Genomic DNA, 24,813 nt, shown 5'->3' with positions numbered 1-24,813 from the left:
GTTACTCCCACCTCCCGCCCAATCCTGCCTAAAGATAGCGCGAACGCCGATGATCAGGAACAGCCCGATTGCTGCTGCAGCGATTGGTGAGGCCCCAGAAACGACCAAACGACGGCCTTCACCCACTGCTGAAAACCCCGCCTCGCCCGTCGAGCCCACGACCGCTGCGCCGCAGCCGCCTGCCAACAGTTCTGGCCGCTTTTGGCTCGTGATGCTGATTGTGATTGCAATTGGCGGCGGCATCGGCTGGTACTACCAAGAGCAATGGTGGCCGCGCGTTGCTCCCTACTTCGGTGAGACCAAGCCGGAAACCAAGCCGGTGCGCGTCGTGCCGGTGGTGACGGCAACCGTTGGCCAGCGAGATATGGACTTGTATCTGAATGGGCTGGGTACCGTCACGGCGCTGAAAACGGTGACGATCCGCAGTCGCGTTGAAGGCGAGTTGATCAACGTCGCCTTTGTCGAAGGCCAAATGGTGAAAGAAGGCGATCTGCTTGCTGAGATTGACTCGCGGCCGTTCGAAGTGCAGCGAGATCAAGCCGCGGGACAACTGGCTCGCGACGAAGCCACCCTCAAGGCTGCCAAGGTGACGCTGGAGCGGCTCGAGCGACTCTTCCGGGCCGACAGTGTTTCGACCCAAGAGGTCGAAAATCAACTCGCCATCGTCCAGCAGACCGAAGGCGCCATCAAGAGCGACCGGGCGATGGTCGCCGATGCCGAACTGCAAATCACCTATTGCCGCATCGAGTCTCCCATCGATGGCCGCATCGGTCTGCGATTGGTCGATGTTGGCAATATCGTGCGGGCCAACGAAGCGAACGGACTGGCCGTCATCAATCAACTGCAGCCAATTGCCCTTACTTTCACTATTTCGCAGGACGAGATTCCCCGCGTTCGCAAACGCATGCTGGAAGGTGAAGAACTGCAGGTTGATGCTTACGACCGCGACTTCACGAACAAACTCGCCAGCGGCAAGCTGATCGCGACCGATAACCAGGTCGACTCCACCACGGGCACCCTGCGTCTGAAGGCCATCATCGATCACAACGCCGATTCCCTGTTTCCCAATCAGTTCGTCAACACGCGTTTGCTCGTCGATACGTTGCCCAACGCCATTGTCGTGCCGGCTGCGGCTGTGCAACGTGGCCCCGAGTTCTCGTTTGTGTATGTAGTGACCAGCGACGACACGGTCGAACTTCGCCAGGTCGAAATTGGCCCGACGGAAGGGTCGGAGACCGTAATTGAAAAAGGTCTCGCACCGGGTGAAATCGTGGTTACCGAAGGCATCGACAAGCTGCAGCCCAAAACCAAGGTTTCGACTCGCAACGCGCAGCCGAAAGCAGGCATGCCAGCTGTTGGCAAACCAGCGGAAGGAAAGCCGGCGGACAGCAAGGACGAACAGCAGCCCGACTCAACGGACCGTTCAAAAGCCGCCCGATGAATATTTCTCGCCCCTTCGTGCTGCGGCCGGTCGCGACCGTGCTGTTCATGCTCGCCATTTTGCTGGCGGGCTTGATCGCCTATCGCCTGCTGCCTGTCTCGGCATTGCCGCAGGTCGATTATCCGACCATTCAAGTCGTCACGTTCTACCCCGGCGCGGGGCCCGACGTGATGGCTTCGTCGGTCACTGCGCCGCTGGAACGTCAATTCGGCCAGGTTCCCGGTTTGACGCAAATGACTTCAACCAGCAGCGAAGGCTGCTCGGTCATCACGTTGCGATTTGCCTTGGAGCTTGATATCGACGTCGCGGCCCAGCAGGTGCAATCGTCGATCAATGTAGCGTCGACGTTCTTGCCGCGCGACTTGCCGAATCCGCCGATCTATACCAAAACGAATCCGGCTGATGCTCCCATTCTGACCCTGGCAATCACTTCCGAGACACTCCCCCTCTCGAAGGTCGAAGATCTGGCCGATACGCGGCTCGCGCAAAAGATCTCGCAGCTGAGCGGCGTCGGCATGGTGAGCATCAGCGGCGGTCAGAAGCCGGCGATTCGCATCCAGGTAAATCCGACGGCTCTCTCCAGCCTGGGGCTCAACCTGGAAGATATTCGCACCGTCGTCGCCGGTGCGAATGTGAACCAGGCCAAGGGAAGCTTCGATGGTGAGCGGCAATCCTATACCATCGGCGCGAACGATCAGATCTTCACCAGCGAGCAGTATCGCAAGTTGATTGTCGCTTATCGCAATAACTCACCGGTGCACCTCTCCGATGTGGCCGATGTGGTTGACGATATCGAGAACCTGCGCCAGGCCGCTTGGATGAACGATACGCCTGCGGTCATTTTGAACATTCAGCGCCAACCGGGCGCGAACACGATCGAAGTGGTCGATCGTGTGAAGGCCCTGTTGCCGCAACTCCGCGACTCCTTGCCGGCCGCGGTGAAGATCGAAATCCTCACGGACCGCACGGTCACCATTCGTGCCTCGGTCGAAGATGTGCAAATCGAATTGCTCTTTACGATCGCGCTGGTGGTGCTCGTGATTTTTGTGTTCCTGCGCAATGTGAACGCCACGATCATTCCCAGCGTGGCGGTGCCGCTGTCGTTGATCGGCACGTTTGCGGTGATGTACCTACTGGACTACAGCCTGAACAACCTCACGCTCATGGCGCTGACGATCTCGACGGGCTTTGTCGTCGACGATGCGATTGTGATGATCGAGAACATCATGCGCTACATTGAGGAAGGCGATTCCCCGCTCGAAGCTTCGCTGAAGGGTTCGGCGCAAATCGGCTTTACGATCGTTTCGCTGAGCGTGTCGCTCATCGCGGTGCTCATTCCGCTGCTATTCATGGGTGATATTGTCGGCCGTCTGTTCCGCGAGTTCGCCGTGACCTTGAGTGTGACGATTCTCGTCTCGGCGGTCGTTTCGCTGACCCTCACTCCCATGATGTGCGCTAAGCTGCTCAAGCACACCGATCCCAGCAAGCACGGCCGGCTGTTCCGCATTTCGGAAGCTTGTTTCGAATGGGTGATTCGCGTCTATGGCGAGACCCTTCGCGTCGTGCTGCGGCATCAAACGGCGACGATGGTGGTCTCGGCAATCACGCTGGTGGCCACCGTGTGGTTGTACTTCATCGTGCCGAAGGGGTTCTTTCCCGTGCAGGATACGGGCGTGATTCTCGGCATTTCCGAAGCGCCGCAGAGCGTCTCGTTCGACGCGATGAAGGAGCGGCAACAGCTGCTGAACAAGGCGATTTTGCAGGACCCAGCCGTCGAGAGCCTGTCGAGTTTCATTGGCGTCGACGGCACGAACACCACCGTCAACAGCGGCCGCATTCAAATCAATCTGAAGCCGCACGAAGAGCGGCACGAAAGTGCGACCGAGGTCATTCGCAGGCTGCAAGAGAGTTTGAAGGACATTCCAGACATCCATCTGTTCATGCAGCCCGTGCAGGACCTGACGGTCGAAACTCGCGTCAGTCGCACGCAGTATCAGTACAGCCTGGAAGATCCCGATGCCAAGGAACTGGACGAATGGGCGCCGAAGTTCGTGGCCAAATTGCAAGAGCTGCCACAACTGCGCGACGTCACCAGCGATCAACAGAACTCCGGCCTGCAGATGCGGGTCGTCATCGATCGCGACATCGCCTCGCGACTCGGCATCACGCCGCAAATGATCGACGACGCGCTCTACGACGCTTACGGTCAGCGGCAGATCTCGATTATGTTCACGCAGCTGAACCAGTATCGGCTGGTGCTCGAAGTGCAGCCTGAATTTCGCAACGCGCCCAAAGACCTTAACGAGATTTACATCCGACCACCGGGCGGCAGCGCCGTTCCGCTCAGCACGTTCACGCGTCTAGAAGAAGCCACCGCCCCGCTGACGATCAATCACCAGGGACAATTCCCGGTAGTGACCGTTTCGTTTAACCTCGCTCCCAATGTCTCGCTGGGAGAAGCCGTCGAAGCAATCGAAAACGCCAAAGCCGATGTCGGTCTGCCACCGAGCACCGTGGGCAGTTTTCAGGGGACAGCGGAAGCGTTTCTGGCTTCCATCAAGAACACGCCGCTGCTGATTCTCGCGGCGCTCGTTACCGTCTATATCGTGCTCGGCGTGCTCTACGAGAGTTACATTCACCCGATCACGATCTTGTCGACATTACCCTCGGCTGGTGTCGGCGCGCTGCTGGCCCTGCTGATGTGCCGGACCGAATTGAGCGTGATTGGGCTGATCGGCATCATTCTGTTGATTGGCATCGTCAAGAAGAACGCGATCATGATGATCGACTTCGCGCTCGATGCGCAGCGCAACCAGAACATGTCGCCGGACAAGGCCATTTTCGAAGCTTGCTTGCTTCGCTTTCGCCCGATCATGATGACGACGATGGCAGCGCTGCTCGGTGCAGTTCCGCTCGCGATTGGCACCGGCACGGGCTCGGAGCTGCGCAGTCCGCTGGGGATCACCATCATCGGCGGTCTCATCTTCAGCCAATTGCTCACGCTCTATACAACGCCCGTCATCTACCTCTGGTTCGATCGTCTCGGTGCGTATTTTGGCGTGAAGGTGCAGACAACCCTCGTGCCCGAAGACGACTTGCCCGAGAACCTGACGCAGCATGTCCCCGCGGGAGAGGGCGCATGAGTCTTTCGACTCCCTTCATTCGCCGCCCGGTCGGCACGACGCTCTTGACCATCGCCATCACGCTGGCCGGCGTCCTGGGCTATACGTTGCTGCCGGTGTCGCCACTGCCGCAGGTCGACTTTCCCACGATTCAAGTCAGTGCGAACCTGCCCGGCGCTAGTCCCGAGACGATGGCCTCGGCCGTGGCAACTCCGCTGGAACGCCAGTTCGGGCGAATTGCCGGCGTGACCGAAATGACTTCGGCGAGTGCGCTCGGCTCGACGCAGATCACGATGCAGTTCGATCTGGACCGCAACATCAACGCTGCCGCGCGCGATGTGCAAGCCGCCATCAATGCAGCTCGCGGTCAGTTGCCCGCCAACCTTCCGAACAACCCGTCGTATCGCAAGGTCAATCCGGCCGATGCGCCGATCTTGATTCTGGCGGTCACCTCCGATACCTACACCAAGCCCAAGATGTACGATGCGGCGGCGACCATCTTGCAGCAGAAGCTGTCGCAGATCCAAGGCGTCGGCCAGGTAATGGTGGGCGGCGGTTCCGCGCCTGCAGTGCGCGTCGACGTCAATCCCACGATTCTCAATCACCTCGGACTCGGCTTAGAAGATGTGCGCACGGCGCTCAATGCAGCCAATGCTAACCGGCCCAAGGGAAGCATCGCCGATGACCAGCGAAGCTGGTCGCTGCAAGCGACCGATCAACTCTTCACCGCCAAAGAGTATGCGCCGCTGATTGTCGTGTATCGCAATGGCGCTCCCGTCCGCTTGCAAGACATTGCCACCGTCACCGACTCGGTCGCAGACACCCGCGCATTTGGCATGGCCAATGGTAAGCCTTGCATCTTGCTGATCATTTTTCGGCAGCCAGGAGCCAACATCATCGGCACCGTGGAACGCATTCGCGAGATTCTGCCCCAACTCGAGGCTCAGATTCCTGCCGATATGGATCTGCAGATCACGTTGGATCGGACGGCAACCATCCGCGCGTCGCTCGAAGAGGTGCAGTTCACCCTGGTTCTTTCGGTAGCGCTGGTGATTCTGGTGGTGTTTGTGTTTCTTCGCGATTGGCGCGCTACCTTGATTCCCAGCGTCGCGGTGCCCGTCTCGCTGATCAGCACGTTCGGCGTGATGTATCTGCTCGATTACAGCCTCGACAATCTCTCGCTGATGGCGCTCACCATCGCCACGGGCTTTGTCGTCGACGACGCCATCGTGGTGATCGAGAACATCGCGCGGCATATCGAAAAAGGGCTGACGCCCATGCAAGCCTCGATCAAAGGGGCGCAGGAAATCGGCTTTACGGTCCTTTCGATCAGCATTTCCTTGGTCGCCGTGTTCATTCCGATTCTGCTGATGGGGGGCATCGTCGGACGTCTGTTCCGCGAGTTTGCCGTCACACTGTCGGTGGCGATCATCGTTTCGCTCGTGGTCTCGCTCACCACCACCCCCATGATGTGCGCTTTTATGCTGAAGTCGCGCGGCGAAACCCGCCACGGCCGCATCTTTCTGTTCAGCGAACGTGTGTTCGATTGGATTCTGGCTCGGTATGAATCGACGCTGCGCGTGGTGCTGCGATTTCAGTTCATCACGCTCCTGGTCACGTTGGCGACCATTGGCGTGACGATCTACCTTTACATCATCATTCCCAAAGGCTTCTTTCCGCAACAAGATACCGGACGACTCTCCGGCAGCCTGCAACCGGCCGATCAAGACACTTCGTACAAGTCGATGGCCCGTTTGGTGCAACAGTTCGCGGCGGTGGTCAGCGAAGATCCGGCCGTGGAGGGAGTGACGGCTTCGATCGGCGGCATGGGTGGCGGGTCGAACGCCGGGCGCATGTTTGTGTCGCTCAAGCCGTTGCACGAACGAAAACTATCGGCCGATCAGGTGATCGCGCGCATTCGCGCCAAAGCTTCCAAGCTGCCCGGGGCCACGCTGTTGCTGCAGGCCGTGCAAGATTTGCGCATCGGCGGTCGGGCCAGCAGCGCGCAGTATCAATACAGCTTGCGCGGCGACAGCCTGGCTGAACTCACCGAGTGGAATCCCAAGCTGATTGCCGAAATGCGCAAGATCCCTGGCCTCGTCGACATCAACACCGATCAGCAGAACAAAGGGCTGCAATCGCGACTGGCCATTGACCGCACGATGGCCTCGCGCTTGGGTATCACTGTTTCGACGATTGATAACACGCTCTACGACGCCTTCGGCCAGCGACAAGTGTCGACCATGTATCAGGACCAGAATCAGTACCACGTGGTGATGCAGGTTGAAGACGATTTTGCCAGCGATCCCGAAGCGCTGAATCACATTTATGTTCGCGGACTGAACGACGCCCAGATTCCACTCAAAACCCTCTACACCTACACCAAACGCTACTCGGCGCTATCGGCCAATCACAGCGGGCAGTTTCCCTCGACGACAATCTCGTTCAATCTGGCTCCTGGCACGTCGCTCGGCGAAGTCGTACCGCAGATCGAAAACGCCTCGCGGCAACTCGGCCTGCCGCAGAGCATTCAGGGCAAGTTCTCGGGAGCCGCGCAGGCCTTTCAAGACTCGCTCAGCACCCAACCACTGTTGATCCTGGCCGCGCTCGTGACGGTATATATCGTCCTGGGCATGCTCTACGAAAGCTACATTCACCCGCTGACGATTCTCTCGACGCTTCCCTCGGCCGGCGTCGGAGCACTCCTGGCACTCATGCTCTGCGGCACCGAACTGAACGTGATGGCGCTCATCGGCATCTTGCTGCTGATTGGCATAGTGAAGAAAAACGCGATCATGATGATCGATTTCGCGCTCGAAGCCGAACGGACGCACGGCAAGTCGCCGGAGGATGCCATTTTCGAAGCGTGCCTGCTTCGCTTTCGCCCCATCACCATGACCACCATGGCGGCTCTGCTCGCCGGCTTGCCTTTGGCGATTGGGGCTGGCAACGGCGCGGAGCTTCGCCAGCCTTTGGGCATCGCCATTGTCGGCGGACTGATCTTCAGCCAGATGCTGACCCTCTACACGACTCCCGTGGTCTATCTCTATCTCGACCGCCTCCGCCTGCGGCTGGCTGGCAATCGACCTTGAGCTAATCGCTTAAAGCAACTTCGCTGGCACATTATTTGCTTTGCATGTGTCAATTATCTACTAAATAGTTTCTTGACAAACGATCGGCCATTCACGCTAATAGCAGGCTGATCGTCCACCGTGTGGTGGAGCGAACCGAGCACCGGTCGGGGTATTGCTGCGCGCCGATGGTGAGCTGCTACTTGCAATGCGCCGCAACGCACTGCCGAGCCAATTGGGAGATAGTACGCAATGCATCGAAGTAACATATGCAATATATCCATTGCAGTAACGGCGCAACTGGGCATTTGTCGGCAGGCCATTGTGGGGCACTGTTTGCCATTGCGGAGAACTGGTGACTCCCGCGATCAGGGCCTGTTCAGCCCCTGTTCAGAAGGTCCAGAATGGTTATCAAGCGGTTATCGCGCGAACGCCAAAATGACGGGCAAATCGGTCGTCCTGGAAGGCCTAAGGCAAGAAATCGCAATGACTTACAGCAGACGCGAAGACGCAGCGAATATCGCGCAAAAAGTTATCAAAAATGCCTGTTCGGCAACTGGTCAGATTCCACGGGCTTCGCCCACCAACGAAGCGAGCCAAGGGGCTGGGTCGCACCCTTGGCTCAAGCTTCTGATGAAGCGGTTACGGCATCCGTCGCAATGTTGGACGCGTCATTACTGACAGGTGAACCAGATGTTCCGCATTACTGGAAGCTCTGTTGATTGGCGAGGCCTCGCGACTGCTGCTGCAAGGCGCGGGTTGCCTTGCTGGCGTCACGGGCGGAGGGGAGCGGCGTCTGGGCCGACGCCTGCATCACCCCGCCGCCTGCGGCCTCTTGATAGGGAACCCAACGACCACCCTTTTCGGCCAGATCGACTTCGGCATCACGGAGTGCCGCTGGTTTGTTCTCGTAGTCTTCGAACGAGGCCAAAGCCTCGCGAGCACGGCGGTGAGTCGGGTCAATGGCCAAAGCCTTGCGGAAGCAGACCTTCGAATCATCGACGCGATCCTGCGAGGCGTAGATGAACGCCAGGTTGAACATGGCATCGGCTTCGTTGCCGCCAGCGCGGAACTCGACGAGGGCTTCATCGACTCGACCCATGTGTCCCAGAACCAAGCCCAGGTTGTTACGGAAGCGAGCGTTCGCTGGCTGCAGCGTGACCGCTTGGCGCAGGTAGGGCTCGGCCTGTTCGAGCGAGCCTTGCAGGTAGTAGCAATAACCGAGGTCACACAAAATTTGCGCGTCTTGCGGACGACGTTGAGCAGCAAACAGGAACAGTTGCTCAGCTTCACCGTGACGACGTTGGCTATCGGCTACGATGCCCAGGCGGTGAGCAATGATTGGATTCTCAGGTTCCTTTTTACGCAGGTCTTCGTACACCTTGCGCGCTTTGTCCCACTGGGCCGAGCGCTCGAAGTTGCGACCGCGGGCCAGTTCCATCGCTGTAGGCTGCGACATTTCCTCGGGCTTGCTGCCGCTGTTCTTGCTGACCGTGGCACCCGGCGAAGGGAGGTCCGACTTTTTACTGAACCAGTCGGGCTTGCTGAACCAATCCTTGCCCGGCATGCTCGCGCAACCGGTGTGCGTGGCAACGAGAGCAAGCAGGAGCAGCAAAAGCCGATTATGAGAAAGTGTGTTTCGCATCGTGGTGGTCCGTTCTTGGGTTTGAGCAAAACCAAAAAACTTGCTCGCTGGTGCTTAGCGGTAGACGCCGCCGGTGCCGCCGAAGCGTCGGCCGGCGCCGCCGCCGAAGGAGCCGCTGAGGATGCCGTTGTAGTACGAGCGTTCGGCTTCGATGCCGGTGAAGCCTTCGGCGAAGGCACCCGCGACTACGACCCGTTCGTCCGCGCCGGTGATACCCATGCGATTCAGGTGCATCACAATCGTCTGCCGACGAGCGGCATCGAGTTGCGGCTTGGCATTGTGCTGGCTCTGCTCGATCACGATCGGGAACGGCACGTGTTCCAGGCGCATCGCCACGCTCTCCAGATGCCGCTTGGCACCCGGGGCCAACTCGGCCGTATCGCCGCGGAACTCATGATCGTAGAACGTGAAGTCGGCCGCTTCGGCGTTCGTTTGCTGGGTTTCCCAGAACGAATCGCTGACCTGACCGATCGGGAACGGCCGGTCGTAGCCGGGCCCGCCCTGGCGAGCGTAGCGGCCATGATGGCCGTTGGCTTGCCGATCGAAGTCGTCCCAGGCACAGCCACTGAATGACGCGGCACTCAGGGCGACCGTAGCCAGGATGGCAAGGAACTGAATGGTGTGTTTCATGGGAGTACAGTTTTGAGTTTTGAGTTCTGAGTTTTGAGACAGGAAGTGAGTTCCGAGTGGGTTCTGAGATCAATCTTGTCTCAGAACCCTAAACTCAGAACTCAGAACTTCTCTCCTACTGTCCATGTCCAAACGGTCCGCTGGTCATGGCGGGACCGCCGGCTCCGTAGCGTTTCTTCAGGCGGGGCCAGACCGTGCTGCGATAGTCTTGCGTCGGGGTTCCTTCCAGTCGGCCATGCAGGAAGAACTGAGCACTCGTCGGCTCGGTCACGTCGAAGCCTGGCAGCGGCGGTACCTCTTCGGCTTCCATCGCTTGCACCAGTTCCGGTGTGACGAGGATCAAGAGTTCCGTTTCGTTGCGGGTCATGTCGCGGCGGCCGAACACGCGAGCCAGGAAAGGCAAGTCGCCCACGTTCGTGCCGTTCATGTTGTCTTCGAGCAAGCCCGCGATGGCCAGCGTTTGACCTTCCCGCATTTCGACGGTCGTGGTCGCGGCTCGCACCTTCAATCCGGGCGTGTTGTTCACGGTCAGGGCCGAGTTGATCTGGCTGAACTCGGGCGAGACTTGCAAGCGAATGCGGTCCTTGTCGACCACCGTCGGCATGAAGCTGATGATGGCACCGAAGGCGCGGAAGTCACTCGTCACGGCGTTCAGACCGGCCGAACCCACGAGCGTGGGAACCGCGAACTCACCACCGGCGATGAACGTCGCTGGCGTGCCGCTCATGGTGACCAGCGTCGGTTCACTCAGCAGTCGCAGGATGCCGTGCTGTTGCAAGTAACGGACGCCGACCTGAATGTCGTCGCCATCGAGTTGCGTGAGCAACGCGGGACCAGCACCGCCGGCCACGTTGAGCATCGATTGCAGGAACAGCTGGCTACCGTCGGGATTGTCGGTGAAGTTGATGTGACCCTTGACGTCGACGCCAAAGCCACGAGCGGCCGAGCGATTCATTTCGGCAATCTTCACTCGCAGGGCCACTTGCTGGACGCCAGGGACACGCAGCATGTTGATGACTTGCAACCGCGACCGCTGCGAAGCGCCCGTGGCACTATCGCTGAGGACTTGAGCCGCTGCACCTTCGCTGAGCCCGCCGCCGAAGCCGCCCCCCAGACCGTTGGTGTTGCCGTTGGCACCACCCGATTGACTGCGGATGAGGGCAACGATTTGAGCCGCCTCTTCGCTGTCTTTGGCCTGGCCACGAATGATCAGCTTGTCGGCCACGAGCAGCAGTTGAATCTTGCTGTCGGGGAACATTTCGTTGATCACGTCCTGCAGCATCTTGTAGGTGTTTTCTTGAACCTGCACCGCAGCCACGTCGGGTACGACTTGAATGAGGTAGGTCACAGGCTGCATGTTCGGATCGTCGAACCAGAAGGTGACGTGCGTCGAACCTTGGCTCTTGCCGATCAACGAGATTTCGCGGGGTGTGAACTGCACGACGTCGCAGATCGAGTCGTCGACGACCGCCGTGCGGTAGATGTCGACCTTGGTGCGAAGCAGCTTGCTGCGGCGGACCATCACTTGGACCGCACCGGTTTGATCGATGACTTCGAACGGGCTGTTGGCCCGCAGCATGGCATCGCCTTCCAGCGGGTCGGCCATCGGAGCCAGATTGAGCGGTTTCGGTGCGGGTGCGCCCGGTTGGTTCGCGAAGTGGACTGGTTGCGAACGGGTCTGCGGAGCACGTGGCGCTGGGAACGCCTGCGGTTGTTCTGTCTCGTGATTGTTCGCTGGATCGAAGGCCTGAGCGCGAACAGCCGAGGACGAAGCCACGGGCTGTGCGGGCGTGCGATCGCTGGTCGGAGCTAAAGGAAAACGCTTGCTCGGCGGCAGTGATGTTGAAGGCAGTGATGCAGCCTGGCTGGTGACTGGCTGAGGATTCGACGGAATGGCATTCGCGGGCAACGTGTTCGAGAACGTGGCCTGCGGAGCTGGGCTGTTGAAAGTCGGAGCGCTGATCGGCGCGAAGTTCGCCGGAGTCGGCTCGGCGGGCTTCACCGGAGCGAAGTTCGTCGGCCCGCTGAACGTGTTGGGCGTGTACTTTGTCTCCGGGTAATCGGCATTCGGATCGTACTCGTCGTTCGGGCCGGTCCCGGGAGCGGAGTTGCCAGATGTATCGCTGCTCTGCACTCCGCCCGCGAATTGGGCGTGGCGATTGCTGGGCGAATCGATGCCAGCGACCGGAGCAACCTGGCTCAGCGGACGAGGCAGTTGGGCAGCGGTCGACAGCGGAGCAGCAGCCGGTGTGCGACTGGCGAAGTTGGTCTGGGGATAATTCGTGGACGGGTAATTCGTCGACGGATAGTTGGCAGGCGAGTAAGTCGCCGGAGCGCTCATCGCGGGAGCTGAACTCGTGGTGTTCTTCGCCGGAGCAACCGGCGCGGCACTGAACGCAGCGGGTGCGCTCATAATTGGTGCGCTGGGTGTTGGGGCACTCGGCGGCGAAGTGAACTTCTTCGCACCGGGCGTGGTGTCGATCAGCTGGCGAATGTCCTGCATCCACGGGCTGGGAGCACTCGGCGCGAGCGTGGTCGGTGGCAGCGTCGCCGGTGCCGACGATTCCTTCGTGGCCAGTTCAGTCACGGGCTTAATCGGCGCGGGCTTGCTCGCGGCAGGAGCAACGGGTGCTGCTGCGACTGGTGTTGTTTCGCGGCGCGTCGAAGCTTGAATGGTCGCGGGCGGCGTGCTCTGGGGTTGCGTTGTCGCAACGGGAGCTACTGGTGTTGGTGCCGCTGCGGGCGCATTGGGGGCCAGGCGACTCGGGCGCTTCGGCGCATCTTTGCCCGACAGAATCGGGGGCAGCGGATTCGTCGCTTGAGTCGGCGGCGGTGTCAGCTGTGGAACTGCGGCCTGCGCAGGAGCTGGTGTCAGCGCGGGCTTCGCTTCGGCCAGTTTGGTCGGCGCGAGCTTGAGCGGCGGCGGCTTCAGTTCGGTTTTGTTCTTGGTCGACGAGAGCTTCTCGGTCGCCGTTTCATCGACATGCGCAGCGGGCTGAACCGCCGACGCTTGGCCGGCTGTCTTGCGCGACGAAGTCACGGGCTCCGTAGCGAGCGCGTGCTCAGCTGTCGGAATAGACTTCTCGGCAGCTTTCTCCGCAGTAGGCACTGCGCTATCGGCAGCCCGAACGGCGTTGATGGAGACGCGCTGCAGCGGCTTCTTCGCAGCTGGCGAGTTGGGCTCTTCTCCGAACAGCACGTGGCCGCTCAGAAAGCTGGCCGTGCAGAGCGAAGCGGCCAACCAACGTTGCCAACGGCGAGCGCTCCGCGCCCGACGCTTACGTGACGATCCAAGCATCGTCTTCCCCCTCTAAGTGTTCTGCTTGCCCGCCCTCCCAGAAACTGGGTCCCCGGCAGGCAATCAGCTGTCTTCCATGACTCGGTGCAGGATAGGTTTCACTCTCGCCGCAGGCCTTCACGACTCGGCCGTTGTCCAATCACCGGCCTCATCCACCCGCGCTAACTCTCGTTGCTACTCGGCTGCTTCGATTCCCGCGCATCCCCGCGCGCTCCTCTCGCAGCCCAATCCCTGCCAATCTCCTATCGAATCACCCACCCAATCCAATTGAGAAATTGTGCCGGTAAATTGGTTCGTGCCGGAAAATGAGGTCGCACCGTGGGGGTATGCGAAATAGACTGAGACCTGCGGCAAAACAGCTCAAGTGGCTGCGGATCGTAGCGACGGCGAGCGGGCCAATTGACGTAAGTACCAATTCGCTCCTTTGGGGGGCGTTCACGAACAGAGGAGGTTTGTGAACAGCAGGTGCCATAACTCTCGGGATTGGCGCTCGGGCGCGTTCACAAACCTCGTGCGGTTGTGAATGAATGCTCCCAAACGAGTGGCGGTCTTGCTGGACTTACGTCAAATGAGATGGGTGGTCTTCCAACTGCCGCGAATGTGGCAGTTAGACCAAACTTGAGGGTTATTTTCGATTTTCGGTGTCAAACACTTGGCATAATCTCCACGTCAGAGCATGATGTTGAGGGTTAGGGCTTGAATACCGACTGGAGTAGTAGCAATGTCTGGATTGAGGCGGAAGCGACCACTGGGCGTCGAGCAACTCGAAGACCGTCAACTAATGGCGGGCATCGTGAACATCCTTATTTCCGCCACCGAGATCCGGTTCGTGGGTGACGCTGCCAATAATGGCATTTCGGTTACGTTCCAAGGAAACTCGGGTTCGAACACACTGCTGCGAGTGTCGTCGGTTAACACGGGGTCATCGGGAGATACCGGAACTTTGTTCCGCATTGGAACAACCGGCGCAACCTTTTCGACGATTAACCTGCCTGCGATTCCCAATACCATCGACCTGACGATTCAATCGGAAGATGGTGACGACCGAGTTGTTTTCAATCAAAGCGCGCCGGCTTCGAACACGGCAATCCAATTTCGAGATGCCAACTTCGACTTGGGATTTGGTGCCAAAGATTCGCTGGATATCACTTACTTGCGTCTGTCTCGCGACTTGAAGGTCTGGGGCGGCCAAGATGTTCCGGCCGCAGTGCCCGCTCAAGCGCCCGTAATCACCATGGGGCGCGGCGGCCCCATTTTTGTAGGCCGCCATTTTGGCTACCTGGGTGGTAACGGCAACGATGATATCACCATCGTTAACACGACCATCGTCGATCACGTTGGTTTGTCGCCAAACGAAAACAACTGGACTGCCCCAGTCAATCTCGCTCGGTCCATGGAAACTCGCGATGGCAACGACCGCGTCATTGTCACGAATGCTCCCGGCGGTCCGGTGAGTATCGGTGCTACCCGAACAACTCAGGCGCAGAGCAGCTTTTGGCTTCTCACCGGCAACGGCAACGATACGGTCAGTGCCACGGGGATGACTTCAAATCACGTTTTGTGGGACCTAGGTGCCGGTGACGACACCGCGTACTTCCAATCGACGACGATCAAACTGGATTCGCAAGTCGATGGCGGGACTGGCTACGACATCCACACCGAGTCGAATGTAACGCCCAAGAACAACTTCACTCCATTGCTACCGACCACCGGTGTGCCGATCCCACCTTTCGCTGATCCCGCCGTAGTCGAAGTACGGTTTATCAACTTCGAGAATGGCCAGACTCGCCCACCGTCTTCCGGTGGCGGTGGTGGTGGTGGCGGAGGTGGCGGCGGCACCGGACGCTGGAGATACCGCGATAGCTCGCTGGTGACGGTAAACACGACCGGAAATACGGTGGTGAATGGACTGCAGCAGTTGCTGCTGGCCAACTTGCATACCCCTGGTAGCGCCACGCAACCAGCGGCCAGCATTGTCGATGGCAAGCTGCTGATTAGCGGCACCGAGGCCAGCGAAGCGATTCTCGTGAGCCCGGTCGTCGATGGCCTGGTCCGCGTCCGTGTCGGCAATAAACTGCTCGGTGTGTTTAGTGTCGAAAATGGCATGGCCATCGATGGCGTCGACGGCGACGACTATATCTATGTCGCCCCGTCTGCAGTATCGGCGGTTGTCTCAGCCAACCCAGGTAGCGATACCGTGACTGGCGGCAGCAATCTGCTGCTGATGAGCTACAACAACGTCTACACGACAGGCGAGGCCGCTGATTCTGTTTCGGGTTACTCGCACGGTGCCATGACCGCTCAAGATCTGGCGCTACTGGCGCTGCTGTATGGCGGTAGCTACGGTGGTGGTGGAAGTGGCGGCGGCGATAATGGTGGTGGTGGAGACGACGATGGCGGCTTCCGCTAAACCCTGCTCGTAACACAAAAATCCCGGCCAGAAAATCTTCTGTTTTTCTGGCAATATCTCTGCACCGCCGAAATATCGACCTATGTTTTAGATGGGTTTGATCGCAACGGCAGTCGCTGGCCGCTGCGGTTAGAACCTGCCACTTGCTGCACGGCTGCCTGCGTACCTGTTGCGAAGGCAGCTGTGCGACTAGACCAGGGGCGCCAATGCTCCCTCCCCGAAACCCAGACCGTCGCATAACCGCTGTGCGACGGTCTGTCTTTTCTTGAGGCTCAAGCTTCTGCTATTTGCCCCAGTGGGCGATCTGGCCGCTCCGCAGCGATTGGTTGGCCAACTGCGCGGCCGCTGCTGAGGTCACGCCCGCTTCGGCGGGAGCCGTGGGCTTCTTGCGCGAGCGGACGCACTCGACCCAATTCATCAGATGGAGCAATTCGCCGTCGGGCTGAGGATAGAAGTCGGCGCCACGTGGCATTCCTTCATTGAGAACCCATTCGCTGGGTTTGAGCTTGCTCTTGCGCTCGGGGATGAGTTCGTAACGGCCGCGATCGATATAGATGCTGGCTTCGGTCCCCATGAACTCAATCATCGCGGCGTTGCGAGCATTGCTAAACGTCCCTTCGAAGTAAGCCTGAATCGCCGCGGGGCTCTCGCCGACCACAGCTTTGGGATCGGCATAGCGGAGCAGCGTTTGCACGGTGTCGGGGGTTTCCCAGATGCCCGCCGCATGATGAAAGTCGCCGATGCTGGCCGCAGTGAGCGGATGATCCAGATCGAGGATCCAGTGCGCGACATCGATCCAGTGAACCATCAGGTCGGTGAAGATGCCGCCGCCGAAATCCCAGAACCAGCGCCAATTGCGGAACTTGTATTCGTTGAACTCCTGCTGCGGCGCGTTACCAACGAACTTCTTCCAATCGACCGACTTGGGATCAATGCCCAACTTGTTGGCTGTCGCGCGTGAGGTATTGCGGTTCCAGGTCAGGTGAACCTTCACCACTTTTCCGATTTCACCCGACTGAATGATCTCGCGGGCCTTAGCGATGTGCGGCATGCTCCGCTGCTGCATACCGACCTGCACGATGCGCTTGTGATTGTTCTGCGCATCGATCACGCTTTGACCTTCGGCCAGATCGTGCGTGAGTGGCTTCTCAACGTAGACGTCTTTGCCCGCGGCGCACGAATCAATCGTGAGCGGCACGTGCCAGTGATCGGGCGAGCCGATGAGGACAGCATCGACATCCTTGCGAGCCAGCAGTTCGTGGTGATACTTGGTGGCGAACGCGCTGGGATCAGCCAGTTTCTTGCCTGCTTCCAGGTGCTGGTCCCACACGTCGCAGACAGCGGTGATCTTCACGCCGGGAATCGTGCGCAGCGATTCCATCAGTTTGCGGCAACGTCCACCCGTGCCGATGCAACCGACTTGCAAGGTATCGTTCGCGGCAAAACCACGAGCCGACTCAAGGTTGGCAGCCGCGGCCAATAGGGCGGTGGAGACCGCGGCCGATGAATGCAGAAACTGACGACGCGAAGGCATAGTGGAACTCCGGAGAGAGTGAGTTAGTTGCCGCTGATTGTGTCAGTCTTTCTACAGCGTCGCAATTGCTCTACTTTCCTGAAGTCCGCGAAGCCATCTCCAACAACCTGGCAGTGCCAGTCGCGAGTTGTTCCGTGAGTAAACTCTTGAGAGGACCGAAATCGCTGCTGGCCATTTTGACCGCATCGGGACTTTCCTCCGGCCAAGTACAACAAAAAACGGGAGCCACTCGTTCATTCTCGAACTGACAATTGGCGCGACACAAAAAGTGCTGGAACTGGTCGTGCGAGAGCGCAGTGAGGACATCAATTGTGATCGTAGGCACTTGGCGGTGCGCAATTGCTGCGTAGCGAATGCGCCCCGCTGGCTCATTCCAATCGGCTTGCCATTCGTCGTCGACCAAAATCAATTGCAGCACGCTTGGGCGAATCGATGGCCAGACACTCGCCCCACGCAATCGGTAGAGGATGTGCACACGCGTCTCGTCTTCGTGGAATTCGCCGATGTAATCCAAACTTGCGTCCTGCAACGACTCTCGATTCTCTTGCAACTCTTTGTCCATAGCCCTAATGAAGGCTCGCACCAATTGGCGCTCATCTGCCTGGCGATACGCTACTTCGTCCATTCCGAGCAGATCGAGAAACTCATTCAGCGAACCAAGTTGCTCGCCGACGGTCGCTAACTGTTTGATGGCCACCGCTTGCTGATGCCAGATCTTGTCCGAAGCGTGTTGAAGCAATTCTTCCCAAGGTCGAGATTGCACCTCCAGGAATAGTCGCTTGGCAACATCGCGAGGCGAATTTCGTATGAGCGCATCTCGCCCACCGAAGGCATCGCCCAATAAGAAGACAAGCGGGATGGATTGCAAGAAGGAGCGTCGGTTTAGCATGCGATTCGTTATTGCCGATGCCAGCGCACAAAAAAAGCCCGGCAGATCGACGAGATCTGCCGGGCCCGTGGAGGATTCGCCCGGAATGAACGAACGAATCGGACACATCCTCGCGCTGACGGGTTGAGCGCCGTGCGCGAGTGTTAGCAACTACTTCTTCAGGACGACAAAGCGGGATCCTTCATCGCTCTTGACCAGCACCATCAGGCCTTTCGCGAGATCGGCCTTCTTCACGGCAGCCGTGAACTCTTCGACGTTCTGCACCGGGGTGCGACCAACTTGGGTGATGACGTTCCCCTGCTGAATGCCCGCTTGAGCTGCCATGCTGCCGCTCTCGACGTCGGTGACAACCACACCACTCTCTGCCGAGACGTCCAGCTTCTTGGCCAGTTCCGGTGTCAGCGGAGCCACTTCCATCCCGAGGTCTTCGAAGGTTGACGATTCGGGCTTGGCGACGCCGGTCTCTTCCTGGGCAATACGTTCGCCGTAATTCTTCGGCTGTTCACGCACGCTCACTTGCAGCGTCACGCGTTTGCCATCTCGCAATACCACGAGGGGCTGCGTGCTGCCGAGCGTAGCACGACCCACGACTGCCTGCAGTTGGCGCGGGCTCGTCACAGGCTGGCCAGCAAACTCGACGACCACATCTTGCGACTTCATGCCGGCGGCTGCAGCCGGAGAATCCTTCTGCACGTCGGTGATGAGAGCGCCTTGCGACGTGCTCAGGCCCAGTTGTTCGGCCAAAGCTTGATCGACGGGCTGAATGCCGACGCCCAGGTAAGCGCGATGAACCGAACCATCCTTGAGCAACTGCGAGCTAACCCACTTGGCAACATTCACAGGCACGGCAAAGCCGATCCCTTGAAAGCCACCGCTGCTCGAACTGATCGCGGTATTAATGCCGATGACTTTACCTTCCAAGTTGACGAGCGGACCACCGCTGTTGCCCGGATTGATCGCGGCATCGGTTTGCAAAAACTCGTTGTGGCGAGTGATGCCGATATCGCGCCCCTTGGCCGAGATGATGCCCGCAGTCACGGTGTCTTGCAGACCGAAAGGCTGACCGAGCGCGAGCACCCAATCGCCGATCATCATCTGATCGCTGTCGCCCAGTTCCGCAAACGGCAGCGGAGCATTCGCTTTGATCTTGATCACAGCGAGGTCCGTGCTCGGATCAGTCTTTACGTCGACCGCGTCAAACTCGCGACCATCGTGCAACTTCACCCGCAACTTGCCACCACCGGCGACGACGTGATTGTTGGTAAGAATGATTCCGCTGGCATCAATAATCACGCCCGAGCCGCTGCTCTCGCGATTGCCGCGAGGCTGTTCTGGTTGCATCTCTTCCATGTCTGGCATGCCCTCGAAGAACCGCTTCAGCAGCGGATCGAGTTCTTCCATGCCCGGCCGTTGCATGCCAGGAGCTTGTCGCGGCGCGCGACGTGGCATCTCACGCTGAACCAGCTTGGGCTGAACGACGTTCTGAATGGCGACGACTGCTGGCAACACGCGATTCGACGAAGCGCGAAAGGCTTGCGACAGCGCGTTGGCGTGAGTGAGGTTCTCGCGGGCTTGTGGCGAAGCTGCCACAGGCGGCGAGTTCTGAGCCGTCAACGAACCGACGGAGTTCAGAAAGTAACTCGCCGAACTCAGTGTGGCTATCGTTAGCACTGAGCCCATTCCCCAGCGAGAGAATATATGAGAAGCCGAACTCTGCATGATCAATCCTCCTTCGTGTCCCTGGATCAAGCGACCGAGCACAGCTCAAAAACGAACTCCGTTTTCGCTGCCACAACCGCTCGCTTTAAAGAAAAAGTCCACTCCACCCAATTAGTACGCTTGGCCGTTGCTACCGGTTCTTGCTACCAAAGGCGATAAAAACCGCAGAGAAGATTCTGCGGACGACCGCACTTTTTCCGTTTGCAACGATGGCCAGAACGGCTCAACGCCAAAATGACAGAGCCGCATTCCAGCGGAGTACTAAAAAGCAGCTGACGTGCCAAAACCGGAAGAAGAAACGGTCGGCGCGTCCTCAAAAATGGCAGCTCGAAATGGCAGCCGATGCTATCGCGACATCCAATAAAAGACAGCGAACAGAATTCCCAGCAGGATCGTCACCATCACCGCGTTACGGCGCAATCGGCGACTGGCACGCTCTTTGTCCGTGAGCTTGCGAATCTCCATTTCTTCTTCGCCGCGAGGCTTCTTACCCTCGCGACCTTGCACCTGCAGGGCATCGACTCCAGGCTTGGCTGGCGTTTGCCCGGGGACCAAGACCGGTCGCAGCGGACCACCAGAACTCACCGGAAGAGGAACTTCTGATCCAGGTGCATTCGGCGAACCAAGGCCCGCCGCAGTTCCCGGCGGAAGCAGCGAGTCGACCAGGCGAGTCGGTTGCGGGGAGGTAGGCTGACCGACTGCAGCCGTGTGGAGATCCGTCGCGCCGGGCGGGAGCAATTGGTCGAGTGCTGAGGAGCCTGCGGCAGAAGATTCAGACGGAAGTGTTACCGGCAACGGCATTGCCGGTGCAGCGCCGGGCGGAAGAAACGCATCGACATTGGAGCTTGGTGCCGGTGCTGGCGACGGTTCGGCGCTCGCTGAAGCAGCAGGTAAAGGCAGCGGCGGTACGACCTCCGGCGGAAGTGCCCCCGGCGGCAACAGATCGTCGATTGCAGCCGTTGGCGGAATGTTCTGAGTGGCAGCAGCTGGCTTCGAAGGTGCCTCGATTGTTTCTGGCCGAGGTTCGACGGTGGGCCTGCGCGGCGGCGGCAGTCGATCGTCTGGCTTGGGCGCGCTCAACTCGCTGCTGGTCGGTGGTAGCCGATCGTCAACCTTCGGTGCTTCCCGTTTCGGCGGCAGACGATCAGCGCCAGGTGGCATCCGACCAGCGCCGGAAACTACCCGCTCGGTGGCTGGCGGCGAGCGCTCACTGCGAGTTGCTTCGGCTGCGGGGCTTTTCGGCGCTGTACTCGGCGCACGTGACGGCGGCATGCGATCAGCGCCGGGCGGCATGCGATCAGCGCCAGGCGACGGTGCCGTGGATGGCGAGCGAGTAGGAGGAACGCGGCTCGGCTGTTCCCGGGCAGGCACTTCGCGGGTGGGCGCAGCTGGCTTTGGCACCGCAGGGGGCGGCATTGCCGCGGGCGGAAGCGGCAGTGGTGCAGCTCCGGGAGGCAACATCGAGTGCACATCCGGCTCGGGCTCGACCGCTAGAGCTTGCTCAACGACCGCTTCGGCAGCGACCTCGGTCGAGGGCGCACCAGGCTGCTGTCCGGGCCAAGAGAGTGGCGGCACCATGATCGGCGTGTTGCAACTGGGGCAGCCCACCTGGTGACCGCTCATTGCCGCCGTCACTTGCAGAGGGTTGTTGCAAACCGGACAACCGAGAGTGAACACCGGCTCTTGCGGTGGTGGCTGATAGGCAGGTGCGGCCGCGGCCAAAAACTGAGCGAGCACCTCGATCGGAGGCAGCATCAGCGCGTTGTGGCACAACGGACAACCCACTTGTTGTCCGGCGTAGTCCGTATCGACCTGAATATTTCCCGCACAATGCGGGCAAGCGAGCGTAACCGCCGTCATTGCTTTCTTCCGTCCGGGCTGAAAGTCACCGCCCCATGTTCGCGCTTCTCAAGATCGCCCGGTTCTGGCTGCCCGTAGCCATCTAACTATCTGCCAAGAACCGTATCGTAATCGGAGTTGGCACCATTTGCACTGCTAAGGTATCGCAGTCGCTTGCGGTCACTCGCCACGTCGCGCTGCGGGAGTGGGATAGCCGAGTCGCTTGTCGACCTTGTTGAGGAGCGATTTGCCAGCCAGATATCGTCGCAGGTTCTCGCAGATCAAATCGGTGCTGTCATCGACGCGGCGTTTCGCCTGTGCGCCGACATGGGGCGTGATGATCACGTTGGGAAGCGTCCAGAGCGGACTCTCGGCCGGGAGCGGTTCGACTTCGGTTACATCCAGCCCCGCGCCTGCTAAATGGCCCGACTGCAGCGCAGCGATGAGAGCAGTTTCATCCATCACCGGCCCGCGCGCCACGTTGATGAGGAGCGAGCCCTTTTTCATCTGGGCCAGTTCTTTAGCGCCAATCAGATGATGCGTTTGCTCGTTGAGCGGCACGCACAAAATCACGATATCGCAAGCCTGCATCAGCTGCGGCAGTTGATCGGCGGGCCAGAGTTCGTCGACACAGTCCGGCTTTTCGTCGGCGAAAACATCGGTCGCCAGGATCCGCACTTTCCAAGGCCGTAGCACTTCGGCAATGCGAGTGCCGTTGCCACCGAGGCCAACGATGCCAACCGTCTTGTGATGTAAGTCGCCAGTGGGTCGGCGGGTGAAATCAAACTTTTGCTGCGCGCGAAAGAACGTCGGCAAGCTGCGGAGTAAACCCAACATGAGCGCGAAGGTTTGCTCGGCGACCTGATCGGCAAAGAGTCCTGAAGCGCTGCTGACAATGATCGGCGAGTCGATGACTTTCGGCGTCAAGCAATGGTCGAGTCCCGCCGCCGAAGACTGAATCCACTGCAGTCGTCCCTGCTTCACCACGGCTGGCCAAGGAACTGGGACCTTGGCATGGCCGCAGAATATATCGGCGTCGAGAAGCTCGTGCGCGATACGTTCCTGTCCAGCGTTGCAAACCTCGCAACCGGGCGCGGCAGCTTGAATTTGCTGTAAGTGACGATCTTCAACCGGGTAGCAAAGGACAATTCGCATGGCAATCCTGACGCAGAGCGAGAACTTTACATTGACAAAAGATATTTCCAGATATAGGTTTGCGACAGTAGGGGACACCTCTTCATGACCGACGAAATCCCAGTAATGGACAACGAAGCACCACCTGCGACGCCGGACGGCGACGTCGCCGAAACGCTGCTGGAACGTTGTGAACGCCGCATCGGCTATCAATTTCACAATCAGGCGATCCTTCGCTCGGCGCTCACACATGCTTCGGGCGCTGAGCATCGGCTAGCCTCGAACGAACGGCTCGAGTTCCTCGGCGATGCCATTTTGGGCTTCGTCGTCTGCGAGCTGCTCTTTCGCCAGTTTCCCGAATTCCTCGAAGGCGATTTGACCAAGATCAAGTCGGTCGTCGTGAGTCGGCAAACGTGCGCCAAGGTCAGCGAAGCCCTCGGTCTGCAAGAGTTCCTCGTGCTTGGCAAAGGGATGTCGACGCATCCTTCGGTGCCGCCGTCGCTGCTGGCCGATGTGTTCGAATCGCTCATCGCTGCTGTCTATCTGGATGGTGGCGAGCCCGCCGCCCGCCAATTTGTGACGGCTTTCATTGGGCCCGAAATCGAACTGGCAGCTGCCGGTGAGCTTGGTGGCAACTACAAGTCGCTGCTGCAGCAACTGGCCCAGCGCGAGTTTGGCAGCACGCCGACCTATCACTTGCTCGACGAGAAAGGGCCCGATCATAGCAAGTGCTTCAAGATCGTTGCCCAGGTCGGCGGTCAGCGATATCAGGGAGCCTGGGGCCGCAATAAGAAAGAAGCCGAGCAGCGCGCGGCCTGCAACGCGCTGTCCGAAATTAAGGGCGAAGCGGCCACGTATCCGTCCGACTAATTGCCGGTCCAACTTCGCCGGTCGCGAAACTGGCCCGGCAAATTCGCCTCTACACTGGTACCAAGGGCTGTGTTATATTTCAGTCCGCTGAATGAGGGCACGTAGCTCAGTTGGGAGAGCGCTGCGTTCGCAATGCAGAGGTCGTGGGTTCAACTCCCATCGTGTCCACTTTTCAAAGCCCGTTGCGAGTTGATCGCAGCGGGCTTTTTTTGTTGGTCAGCGTCTCGATTTTGATCCTGAACCGTTTGTTCTCCCAGGGCGAGGAGGTGCATTTTCTGTTTCGATTGCCCAGGAGCGCCAATAGATGTTCCTGACCCCTTTATTTCCGCCTCCGTCTTGCCCATCAGTTCCTTCACGGCGTCAGCAACCAACACTACACGGAACCCCGCCTCGGCGTTTGTGTGATAGCAGTGGCGGCTCGACGAGCGGACCAACTCCGGGACTTGCATAAAACTTCCGCCCCGGCGCATCGGCATGGAGCTGGCGGAAAGTGGGCTGAATGGGTTCGTTGCGACATTCCCTTGAAACTGCCCATAGAACTTCGGATCCCAGCCGTCCTGCACCCATTCCCACACGTTGCCATGCAGGTCTGACAATCCGAACGGATTGGCTTTCAACTCGCGGGCAGCATGCGTGCGGCCGCCAGCGTTGCTGAAGCACCAGCCAGTCCGAACCAGGTCTTCGTTCTGATCGCCGCTCCAGAACCGCGTCGTGGTCCCGGCCCGGCAGAAAAACTCCCATTCCGCCTCCGTTGGCAGTCGGTAGCCGGTCCCTTCCAGCGACATCACCGTTTGATCGGAATGGATGTTGAGCGGCTTCAGCTTCTCCAGCTGGCTCAATTTGGCGCAGAACTCAGCCGATTCGTTGCAGCTCACCATTTCCACCGGATAATTGCCGGTCTCCAGGTTGGCGACCGCCTCTTTCCCTTGACCCGTGGCCGAGTAGTAGGACGGGTTGGTCCCCATCATCAGCTCGTATTGCGTCTGTGTTACCTCAGTCACCCCGAGGTAGATCGGCTTTGTGAGAACCACTTTGTGCTGCGGACCTTCGCTCTCGATGTGCTCTCGCCAGAACTGTAAATGTGCCCGTAGCCCAGGCCGCTTCAACGCTGCTTCTATTTCCTCCGGCGTGCTCCCCATCAGGAACTCGCCGAGCGGGATGAGGCGGAACGTCATGCCGATGCTGTTGGTGTGCTCGACCAGCACGTTCAG

General features: G+C 59.3%; 14 protein-coding genes and 1 tRNA gene. 6 read left to right on the top strand and 9 right to left on the bottom strand.

Annotated elements, in window-relative coordinates; translation table 11 throughout:
- Positions 1–49: 49 nt before the first annotated feature.
- From NA78x_RS03020 to NA78x_RS03010, 3 genes are read left to right on the top strand one after another with little or no spacing between them, the layout of a single operon-like run.
- On the top strand, positions 50–1,441 hold the full coding sequence (locus tag NA78x_RS03020) for an MdtA/MuxA family multidrug efflux RND transporter periplasmic adaptor subunit (protein WP_425616940.1): 1,392 nt from the start codon (positions 50–52) through the stop codon (positions 1,439–1,441).
- On the top strand, positions 1,438–4,584 hold the full coding sequence (locus NA78x_RS03015) for a multidrug efflux RND transporter permease subunit (RefSeq protein ID WP_425616939.1): 3,147 nt from the start codon (positions 1,438–1,440) through the stop codon (positions 4,582–4,584). The genes NA78x_RS03020 and NA78x_RS03015 overlap by 4 nt, the downstream gene beginning before the upstream one ends.
- Positions 4,581–7,655, top strand: coding sequence for a multidrug efflux RND transporter permease subunit (locus tag NA78x_RS03010; RefSeq protein WP_425616938.1), 3,075 nt, complete (start codon positions 4,581–4,583; stop codon positions 7,653–7,655). The genes NA78x_RS03015 and NA78x_RS03010 overlap by 4 nt, the downstream gene beginning before the upstream one ends.
- A 682-nt stretch (positions 7,656–8,337) precedes the next feature.
- Here the strand turns inward: NA78x_RS03010 and NA78x_RS03005 are convergent.
- The 3 genes from NA78x_RS03005 to NA78x_RS02995 form a co-directional block, all read right to left on the bottom strand.
- Positions 8,338–9,279 (bottom strand): tetratricopeptide repeat protein, encoded by a 942-nt coding sequence (locus NA78x_RS03005; RefSeq protein ID WP_425616937.1) that lies wholly within the window; start codon positions 9,277–9,279, stop codon positions 8,338–8,340.
- Between the two features lie 54 nt (positions 9,280–9,333).
- Positions 9,334–9,909, bottom strand: a complete 576-nt coding sequence (locus NA78x_RS03000) for a hypothetical protein (protein ID WP_425616936.1) — start codon at positions 9,907–9,909, stop codon at positions 9,334–9,336.
- 115 nt (positions 9,910–10,024) lie between these two features.
- The gene (locus tag NA78x_RS02995; protein ID WP_425616935.1) at positions 10,025–13,207 is read right to left on the bottom strand and encodes a pilus assembly protein N-terminal domain-containing protein; all 3,183 of its coding nucleotides are present in this window, start codon (positions 13,205–13,207) and stop codon (positions 10,025–10,027) included.
- Between the two features lie 721 nt (positions 13,208–13,928).
- On the opposite strand from NA78x_RS02995, the gene NA78x_RS02990 reads away from it, so the two are divergent.
- A complete protein-coding gene (locus NA78x_RS02990) occupies positions 13,929–15,617 on the top strand; it encodes a hypothetical protein (RefSeq protein ID WP_425616934.1) in 1,689 nt (562 codons plus the stop codon).
- Positions 15,618–15,900: 283 nt separating this feature from the next.
- On the opposite strand, the gene NA78x_RS02985 is transcribed toward NA78x_RS02990, so the two are convergent.
- From NA78x_RS02985 to NA78x_RS02965, 5 genes are all read right to left on the bottom strand, one after another.
- Positions 15,901–17,151, bottom strand: coding sequence for a Gfo/Idh/MocA family protein (locus NA78x_RS02985; RefSeq protein ID WP_425616933.1), 1,251 nt, complete (start codon positions 17,149–17,151; stop codon positions 15,901–15,903).
- 70 nt (positions 17,152–17,221) lie between these two features.
- Positions 17,222–18,019 (bottom strand): hypothetical protein, encoded by a 798-nt coding sequence (locus tag NA78x_RS02980; RefSeq protein WP_425616932.1) that lies wholly within the window; start codon positions 18,017–18,019, stop codon positions 17,222–17,224.
- Positions 18,020–18,190: 171 nt separating this feature from the next.
- A complete protein-coding gene (locus NA78x_RS02975) occupies positions 18,191–19,711 on the bottom strand; it encodes a Do family serine endopeptidase (protein WP_425616931.1) in 1,521 nt (506 codons plus the stop codon).
- A gap of 393 nt (positions 19,712–20,104) precedes the next feature.
- Positions 20,105–21,619, bottom strand: coding sequence for a hypothetical protein (locus NA78x_RS02970; RefSeq protein WP_425616930.1), 1,515 nt, complete (start codon positions 21,617–21,619; stop codon positions 20,105–20,107).
- Positions 21,620–21,778: 159 nt separating this feature from the next.
- A complete protein-coding gene (locus NA78x_RS02965) occupies positions 21,779–22,753 on the bottom strand; it encodes a D-2-hydroxyacid dehydrogenase (RefSeq protein ID WP_425616929.1) in 975 nt (324 codons plus the stop codon).
- A gap of 84 nt (positions 22,754–22,837) precedes the next feature.
- Between NA78x_RS02965 and rnc the strand changes: the two genes are divergently transcribed.
- Positions 22,838–23,602 (top strand): ribonuclease III, encoded by a 765-nt coding sequence (rnc, locus tag NA78x_RS02960; RefSeq protein WP_425616928.1) that lies wholly within the window; start codon positions 22,838–22,840, stop codon positions 23,600–23,602.
- 95 nt (positions 23,603–23,697) lie between these two features.
- Positions 23,698–23,770, top strand: a tRNA-Ala gene (locus NA78x_RS02955).
- On the opposite strand, the gene NA78x_RS02950 is transcribed toward NA78x_RS02955, so the two are convergent.
- Positions 23,752–24,807, bottom strand: a complete 1,056-nt coding sequence (locus tag NA78x_RS02950; protein WP_425616927.1) for a formylglycine-generating enzyme family protein — start codon at positions 24,805–24,807, stop codon at positions 23,752–23,754. The genes NA78x_RS02955 and NA78x_RS02950 overlap by 19 nt on opposite strands.
- Positions 24,808–24,813: the final 6 nt, after the last annotated feature.

This window comes from Anatilimnocola aquadivae (assembly GCF_049819085.1).
Classification (GTDB): domain Bacteria; phylum Planctomycetota; class Planctomycetia; order Pirellulales; family Pirellulaceae; genus Anatilimnocola.
This window is presented reverse-complemented; position numbering and strand designations above follow the sequence as displayed.